This window comes from Aquaspirillum sp. (assembly GCF_055136605.1).
Genome location: NZ_JBSQVP010000008.1, coordinates 43,251 through 51,744 on the forward strand (window position 1 = coordinate 43,251; position 8,494 = coordinate 51,744).

Annotated in this window: 5 protein-coding genes; 2 read left to right on the plus strand and 3 right to left on the minus strand. The window is 48.8% G+C overall.

The window, feature by feature from the left end:
* Positions 1-81: 81 nt before the first annotated feature.
* Both ACTBZS_RS02805 and ACTBZS_RS02810 read left to right on the plus strand, forming a co-directional pair.
* Positions 82-4,881 carry an NAD-glutamate dehydrogenase gene (locus tag ACTBZS_RS02805; RefSeq protein ID WP_463043201.1) on the plus strand — a complete coding sequence of 1,600 codons (4,800 nt, stop codon included), beginning with the start codon at positions 82-84 and terminating at the stop codon, positions 4,879-4,881.
* A 102-nt stretch (positions 4,882-4,983) separates the two neighbouring features.
* Entirely contained in the window at positions 4,984-5,724 is a 741-nt protein-coding gene (locus ACTBZS_RS02810) for a M48 family metalloprotease (protein ID WP_463043202.1), read from the plus strand.
* 98 nt (positions 5,725-5,822) lie between these two features.
* Here the strand turns inward: ACTBZS_RS02810 and ACTBZS_RS02815 are convergent, their stop codons facing one another.
* From ACTBZS_RS02815 to ACTBZS_RS02825, 3 genes are all read right to left on the minus strand, one after another.
* Positions 5,823-6,497, minus strand: coding sequence for an RloB family protein (locus ACTBZS_RS02815; RefSeq protein WP_463043203.1), 675 nt, complete (start codon positions 6,495-6,497; stop codon positions 5,823-5,825).
* Positions 6,487-7,779: an AAA family ATPase gene (locus ACTBZS_RS02820; RefSeq protein ID WP_463043204.1), complete on the minus strand. Its 1,293-nt coding sequence runs from the start codon at positions 7,777-7,779 to the stop codon at positions 6,487-6,489. The genes ACTBZS_RS02815 and ACTBZS_RS02820 overlap by 11 nt, the downstream gene beginning before the upstream one ends.
* Positions 7,780-8,130: 351 nt before the next feature.
* Positions 8,131-8,494: hypothetical protein (locus tag ACTBZS_RS02825; RefSeq protein WP_463043205.1), on the minus strand; the 364-nt coding region annotated here is incomplete at its 5' end.

Sequence of the window (8,494 nt, forward strand, 5' to 3'; positions counted from 1 at the left end):
GTGGGCCTGCATCACCGTATTAGCGCATTACCCACAGCGATAACAAAGTGGCGACCCCACTTCTCACTTCACGAGGTGTTCATGTCTTTCTCTATCAAACCTGAATTGTCAGCCCTGATTGCAGATATCGATGCGATAGCAAGCGCATCGTTGCCTCCAGATCAGGCGGCGCGGCTGGCACCCGTGTTTCCTGCTTATTTCGAAGAAGCCGAAGTAGCAGACCTGAAACGCTTTACTGCCGCCGATGTGTTTGGTGCGGCTTTATCTCATCTCGAATTTGCCCAACAGCGTCAATTTGGCCATACCAAAGTGCGCGTGTATAACCCCGACATCGAACGCCACGGTTGGCAAAGCACCCATACCGTGATTGAGATCGTCAATGAGGATATGCCGTTTCTGATCGACACCTTGGCGATGTTGCTGGCGCGGCGCAACGTCACCCTGCACTTGCTTATCCATCCTGTGTTAGAAGTAGAACGCGATGCCGCCGGTGAAGCAGTGGCCATTCGCCGCGCTGAACAGCACAGTTCGCCGTTAGAGTCGTTTATTCACGCACAAATCGACCGCATTACCGACCCCGAACAATTAGCAGAATTGGCAGCAGAGCTGGAGCAAGTGCTGACCGATGTGGAAATCGTGGTGCACGATGGCGATGCGATGCGGCAGCAGGTGTTGGCGTTGGCCGATCAGTTGCAAACGATGGAACATGAAGAAGCCCCCGAAAGTGCTGAGTACCTGCGTTGGGTGGCAGACAATCACTTTTTGCTGATGGGCTTTTGTGATTACGACTTGGTGTGCGATGCCAATGGCTGCGATGCGTTGCGGATTGTGGCGGGATCGGGCTTGGGGATTTTGCGTAACCAAGGCAATAAAGAATACTCGGAAAGTTTTGCCCAACTGCCACAAACGCTGCGTGAATATGCCCATGTACCGCGCTTGTTGGTGTTGAACAAGTCGCAAACCTTATCGACCATCCACCGCGCCGCCCATCTGGATTACATTGGAATCAAGCGCTTTGATGCACAAGGAAAGGTGATTGGCGAGCGCCGCGTGTTGGGTCTCTATACCGCCAGTGCCTACCACGCCTCGCCGCGTGATATTCCAGTGTTGCGCCAAAAAATCCGTCAAGTTTGCGCGGCACTCGACTATGTCGATAACAGCTACAAAGCCAAAACCCTGAACTTTGTTTTAGAGACTTATCCCCGCGATGAGTTGTTTGAAGTCCCTGCTGACGTGTTGACACCGATTGCCGAAGGCTTGGTGAATTTGCAAGAACGCCCACGTACCCGTTTGTTTGCGCGGAAAGATCACTATCACCGCTATGTCAGTTGTTTGGTATTCATCCCTCGCGACAGTTTCAACACTGAAGTACGGTTAAAAATCGAAGCTTTATTGCTCGAAGCCTTCAATGGAACACATGCCGAATTCAGCGTGGCGATTGCTGATTTGCGACTGGCGCGGGTGCATTACATCGTGCATACCCCAGCAGCGGATGTCTTGGACTATGACGAAGCACTGTTAGAAACTGCAATTGCGCGGGTGGTGCGTGGGTGGAGTGAGGAACTACATCAACACTTGATCGAAACACGCGGAGAAGAAGACGGCAATCATCTGTTCTATCGCTATCGTGATGCCTTCCCTGTGGCCTATCGTGAAGAATTTGATGCGCGCAATGCGGTATTAGATGTGCAACAGCTCGAAGCATTGTCTGCAGCACAGCCGCTGTCGGTCAAACTGTATCGTCCTTTCCAACGCAATGCCGGCCGTCATCATCTCAAAGTGTTCCGCTTTGGCGAGCCGGTCAGCTTGTCCGAAAGCTTACCTGTATTAGAAAGTTTGGGCGTGCGGGTGCGTGATGAACGTCCTTATCGGGTGACGCGCGCCGATGGTGCCGAACTGTGGATCAACGATTTTGGTTTGGTGGCACCGGATGAACAACGCTTGGATGATGAAGCCGTTCGGATTCGTTTCCAAGAATTGTTGTTGAAAGTCACCGCTGGACAGGCGGAAAGCGATGGCTTTAACCGCTTGGCCTTAGCCGCAGGTTTGGATTGGCGTGAGGTGACGTTGATCCGTGCGTTGGCAAAATACTTACGCCAAGGTGGGCTGACCTTTAGCCAGCAATATATCGAACATTGCGTGGCAAACTATGCTGCAATTTCGAGCCGTTTGGTGGCTTTATTCCATGCTCGCCTACATCCAACTCAACGCGATGAGGCACAAGCTGCGTTGTTGTTACAAGAGATTCGCGAAGCCTTAACGCAAGTGGCGAACATTGATGAAGATAAAATTCTCAATGCTTTCTTGACCGTGATTTTGGCGATTCGCCGTACCAACTTCTATCAACGCAAAGAACAACAGCCGAAAGCCTATCTGTCGTTCAAGCTCGAATCTGGCAAGGTGGATTTCCTGCCATTGCCTCGCCCGTTATATGAAATTTGGGTGTATAGCCCACGTGTGGAAGGGGTGCATCTGCGCGGTAGCAAAGTGGCTCGCGGTGGGTTGCGCTGGTCGGATCGGATGGAAGATTTCCGTACCGAAGTGTTGGGTTTGGTCAAAGCGCAGATGGTGAAAAATTCGGTGATTGTACCGATGGGGTCAAAAGGTGGCTTTGTGGTCAAACAAGCCAGCCCTGCCGACCGTGAAACGTGGCTGGCGGAAGGGGTGGCTTGCTACAAGATGTTTATCTCTGGCCTGTTAGACCTGACCGATAACATCTGCAATGGCCAAATTGTGCCACCAGTTGATACTGTGCGTTTGGATGAAGATGATCCTTACTTGGTAGTGGCTGCTGATAAGGGCACGGCGAGTTTCTCGGATATTGCGAATGGTGTGTCTGAGCAATACGGCTTCTGGTTGGCTGATGCGTTTGCTTCTGGCGGCTCTGTTGGGTATGACCATAAAAAAATGGGCATTACCGCACGCGGCGCGTGGGAGTCGGTGAAACGGAACTTCCGCCATTTGGGAATCAACACCCAAGAGCAAGATTTTACCGTGATTGGTGTGGGCGATATGTCGGGCGATGTGTTCGGCAATGGCATGTTGTTATCGCAACATATTCGCCTGTTGGCTGCGTTTGACCATCGCCATATCTTTATCGACCCACAACCGAATGCCAGCGTCAGTTTTGCGGAACGGGCACGTTTATTCGAGCTGCCGCGTTCGTCGTGGGCGGATTATGATGCCACGCTGATTTCAGAAGGCGGTGGTGTGTTTGATCGTAAGTTGAAATCGATTACGCTCTCGCCTCAAATCAAGGCATGGCTAGGGACAGAACGCGATAGCATGGCGCCGAATGAGTTGATTCATGAGATTCTCAAAGCACCGGCTGATTTGCTCTACAACGGCGGTATCGGCACCTATGTTAAAGCCAGCCATCAACCCCATAGCGCGGCAAACGACCGCACCAACGATGCCGTGCGTGTCGATGGGTGCCAGTTACGCGTGAAAGTGGTGGGTGAGGGCGGTAACCTTGGCTTTACCCAAGCAGGTCGGGTGGAGTTTGCGATGAAGGGCGGCTTGATCTTCACCGATGCGATTGATAACTCGGCAGGGGTCGATTGCTCTGACCATGAAGTGAATATCAAGATTTTGCTGGGCAGTGTTGTCGCTGCAGGAGATATGACGCTGAAGCAGCGTAATGTCTTGTTGGCTGAGATGACGGAAGAAGTCGGCTCGTTGGTGTTGCGCAATAATTATTTGCAAACCCAAATTTTAGCTATCAATCGCTATTCTTCGGCGCAGATGTTAAATGCACAAAGCCGTTTGATTACAGCGATGGAAAAAAGCGGTGAGTTAAAACGTGCGCTAGAAGGCTTGCCATCGGATGAGCAAATTGCCGAACGTCGCGCCAATCGTCAGGGGTTAACAGCGCCTGAAGTGGCGGTTTTGTTGGCCTATAGCAAAATTGCGTTGGATCGGGCGTTGTTGGCTTCGGATGTGCCAGATGAAGCGGATTTCTTGCCAATTTTAACCGCTTATTTCCCACAGCCTTTGCAACAGCGTTTTGCTGAAGCCATGCAAAACCATCACCTGAAGCGTGAGATTATCGCTAACCAATTGGCCAACCGCATCGTCAACCGCATGGGGATTACTTTTGCTTTCCGCTTGCGCGAGGAGATGGGGGTTAGCGATGCCGACATTGCCCGTGCTTTCTGGGCTGCAGATGGTATTTTTGCTGCAGAAGCGTTATGGCAACGAATCGAAGCGTTAGACAACGCCATTTCAGCAGATATTCAAGTTGAATTGATGATTCGGGTACGAACCTTGGTTGAACGTGCGGCACGCTGGATTCTGCATAACCGCCGTCATCAAGAACCGATTTCTGCTTTGTTGGCACGTTATCATGCCTCGGTACAAACCTTGATGAACAGTCTGCCTTCGTTAGTCGCCAGTGCTGATGATGAGAATGTGGCACAGATGGAACGCCATTGTTTAGAGCAGGGTGTTCCGGCAGAGTTGGCGGCGTTGATCTCTCGCCTCGATTTTGCTGCCGCATTCTTTGATATTGCCGAATTGGCAGAAGAAGGCCAGCTGGATGGTGAAGTGGTTGCGGCAAACTACTTCCAATTAGGTAAGGCGTTGGAACTGGATTGGTTGCGCGATGCGATTACACGCTTGCCGCGTGATAACCGTTGGCAATCGTTGGCACGGTCGGCTTTGCGTGATGACTTGTATCGTATGCACCGTGGTTTGACTGAAAAAGCGTTGGCGTGCGAAGCGTGTCAGGATGGCCGTTTTGCCTCGCATTGGTTAGCCAATCGTCAAGAAGAACTCGAGCTGTGTCATCAAATGTTGATTGAGCTGCGCGCGTATCCTGCTTTGGATTTGGCGATGTTGTCTGCGGGTATGCGTGAACTCAGCAACCGCATGATGGTCTAGCCTATTGCCTCTGTTTGTCCGACCTACCCCGTCACTCTCGCCGAGTGGCGGGGTTTTTTTTAGAATATGCTGTTTTCAATCGCAACCTATCGAAGGATCCATATGAAACGCTATGCAGTATCGCTGATGGCTGTGGCAGTGTTAGGGTTGGCTGGCTGTCAGTCGGGCAACGTCAATGGCTTGGTGGCAGCAGGGCAAAGTTTGGCAACAGCGGCATTGTTATCTGATGCTGATGCGCAAGCCTTGGGTGATCGGACAATTAGCCAATACGACAGCAAAGAAAAAGTCGCGGCGAAAAACAGTAAATACGCTAAGCGTTTGGCGCAGTTGACTAAAAACTGGCGGCAAGTCGATGGTAAAAGCTTAGAGTACAAAGTGTATTTGAAACCAGATGTGAATGCTTTTGCAGTGCCAAATGGGTCGATTCGTATTTATAGCGGTTTGATGGATGCGATGAGCGATGATGAATTGCGTTATGTGATTGCGCATGAAATTGGCCATGTGGTGTTGGGACATTCGAAAAATGCGTTGCAAGTGGCTTATGGCACGTCTGCGGTGCGACAAGCCATTGCCGCCAGTGGCAGCAGTACGGCAGCGGCTTTGTCGCAATCTGCTTTGGGGGCGTTAGGTGAGAAATTGGTAAACGCGCAGTTTTCGCAAAAGCAAGAGAACGAGGCGGATGATTTTGCGCTGCAGTTTTTACAGCGGAATCAGTATAAAACTGGTGGTGCGGTAACGGCTTTGCGGAAGTTGGAAAGTAAGTATGGCAACAACAGCACGATTTTCTCTAGCCACCCTGCGCCCGGGGCGCGTGCTGCACGTTTAGAGCAGAAATTGCGTTGATTGTTGGTGTTTGGTCGCGGCTTGGTGGGCACAAAATCCGTGCCCATCTTTAGTCAGCAATTGATGACCATATAGTTGAAACCTACAGCTCCATAAACTTATCTTCCGTTCTTTATATTCTGTAAATAATCAACGAGCTCATGAATATTGGTAGATGGATTGTCTGTGTGATTCCTTTCCGCCTCACGCAAAGCGCGCTTTGCATTCGCTTTGGCATACTCTAATTTACTCAGGGTATAAGAAAAACTACCGACCCCAGCTTTTTCATAATCAGGCCAGTATTTTTTCAATTCACGGAGAGCTGCTGCCCCCGAGCTAACATTGCCCACTGCCATAAATGGAGCCGTTTTATAAATAAAGTGCAATAAAAGCCAGTATTCAAAACAAGGTATTGATTTTATAGCATAAAAGACCCCTTTTTTCCTTATGTTCGACAAATCTACCTGCGCTTGCAGATAATTAGGATGAGCATCACGATCAAAGACACAGTAAACTTTATCGAAAGGCCCACTTCCTGCTAATTTTTCTTTGTCATATAACTGAATACCATGTTTCACAACACTAACGGGATCTGAGCCACAATCGCCGCTAATAGTCACATTTGCACTGTGAATTTCATAGTGGTCCACTAGCTCTTTGAAATATAGCGGCTCCGTTTTGGCACCCTCGCAAACGATCAAAACCTTATCGTATGAGGCGCGAACAGGTTGGCGGCGTGCTGAGTCTCTCGCAGACTTTGCTTTGCGCTTATGAAAAAGATCGTCACTGCCCACTTTCTGCCTCCAAATCTAAATTCTTCAGACTTCTTAAGTAAGGCAATGCTCCATAGCGCCCAGCTAGATAGTTAGCTTCTAAATTCTCGCGCCCCTTCTTTGGATGGAAGTCAGTCAGCGGATAGAGTCGAGTGGATTGACTATAATCCTTTTCACAAAACCAAACCTGATCACGACGGAAGACATTTTGGTCAAGAATAGATGTTTCATGGGTGGTGAATACTAGTTGAGCATTTTTTGGATTCATCTCATTATTATGAAAGAGCTGCACTAGAAACTGGACCATCTTTGGGTGGAGATTTTCGTGCAATTCATCAATAACTAAGACATAGCCATTTTTTAAGGTATCAAGCCAAGGTCCGGCAAAAGCAAAAAACTTTTTCGTACCGTCAGACTCATCATCAAAATCGAATGGAACTAAGTTGCCATCAGACGATTGATGTAATGTTTTAATGTCAAAAACTTCTGCATCGGACATGTTTGATAAGATTGTACTTTTCAACTCTTCTGGCATGTCAGAAGGAAGATGCTTTAGAGACATTTTTTCTGATTCTACGACTACATCTTGAATATCAAGGTCCGCTGCTTTTAGAAAATCCAAAATTCTTTTTCGTTGCTCAATATCTTTGCAGAGCGAGGCAGTAAAAGATGGTGTCCAGCCAGAAACATTTGCCATGCGCAGTGTTTTTTTGAACCAGTCATAAACAGGTTGTAACTGCTTGCTATTTAACTGGACGGCTGTGGATAAGAAGAGTGCATTTTGTCGTGTAGATTCTTGCCACAATAGTTTCTGGCCAGTTAATGAGCTGCATTTCTCCCAGTCATAATTATCTGTTTCAGTATTCCACACTCTTCCTAGCCATTTCTGAGCACGGCCGTGTGGGTATGCAAACAACCACTCCTCATGGACGCGTTCTGTAGTAGCAGAAAAGCCATACTGATAGCGGATTCCCTCCGCAACAAAAATCACTTCAAACTCAGTAGGCTCATTTTTTTTGACGCTATCTAATAGGAAAGGAACAACAGGAATTGAGTCTCCATACTGATCTCTTGCGGACTCAACCACAAATTTTTTCATGGTACGAATGGCTCGGAGCAGATTTGATTTTCCCGCCGCATTTGGACCATAAATTGCAGCAGTACGCAGCAGGCTTGTAGTTGCGGGAGCTGCTGGGACAAAGCTATTGACGTCAGCTAGTTCATTACCCTTTGCCAATACTAAACTGAGGGTTTGCTGATCCTTGACGGACCGCCAGTTGCCAACGCTAAATTCGATCAACATGATGTTGCCTTCTAATTTTGAAGCTAATTTTTGGTAAAATTTTCCAAAAATCTAACACAAACATGCCACCAAGTGGCATCTCGTATAGCGTTGATACCATAAAACACATACACTCACTACTACATCACCCTAAGTTCACAGCTCAATCATTCTGCTGCCTTTGTAGCCCAGTAGGGTAGGCACGTTTCTGTGCCTACCATATCAGTGTACGTTGGAATGCCGGTTGTTTGACAACCCAACATCACTGACAACTGCAAACAGCAAAACACCGCCGTATGTAATACGAGCCGCCTCGCCCTGAATTGGGTGGAGCGGTTTTTTTATGTTGTCCGTGTTGGGTTGCTAAATTGATCAACCCTCGAAAATATCCTCTAACCGCTGCGCCTGCGTTAACGACACCCCCCATTGCTGCAACTGCTCCGGCGTCGCAGCCCGTAACCGCGATAACACCCAATCTGGCAACGGCTGACCAAATTTTGTTTCGATCATACTGCGGAGGAATATTTTCATGCCTTTTTCCAACCCTCGCTGCTCACCACGTTCTTCTGCCACTTGAATCTCTGTGTTGTAATCCCACACTGCCCGTTCGCGTGCCAATGCCCGTAATCGTTCTTCCTTGGTTTGGCTCATTTGCTCTAGAGATTGCAAGACAGTCATTACCGGTGTGTGTGTCAGCTGTGCCATGATGTGTTGCTCCTGCCAGTGTTCAAACAGA

Coding starts and splice junctions, on each gene's coding strand:
- ACTBZS_RS02805 (WP_463043201.1), top strand. CDS start 82: ATGTCTTTCTCTATCAAACCTGAATTGTCAGCCCTGATTGCAGATATC.
- ACTBZS_RS02810 (WP_463043202.1), top strand. CDS start 4,984: ATGAAACGCTATGCAGTATCGCTGATGGCTGTGGCAGTGTTAGGGTTG.
- ACTBZS_RS02820 (WP_463043204.1), bottom strand. CDS start 7,779: ATGTTGATCGAATTTAGCGTTGGCAACTGGCGGTCCGTCAAGGATCAG.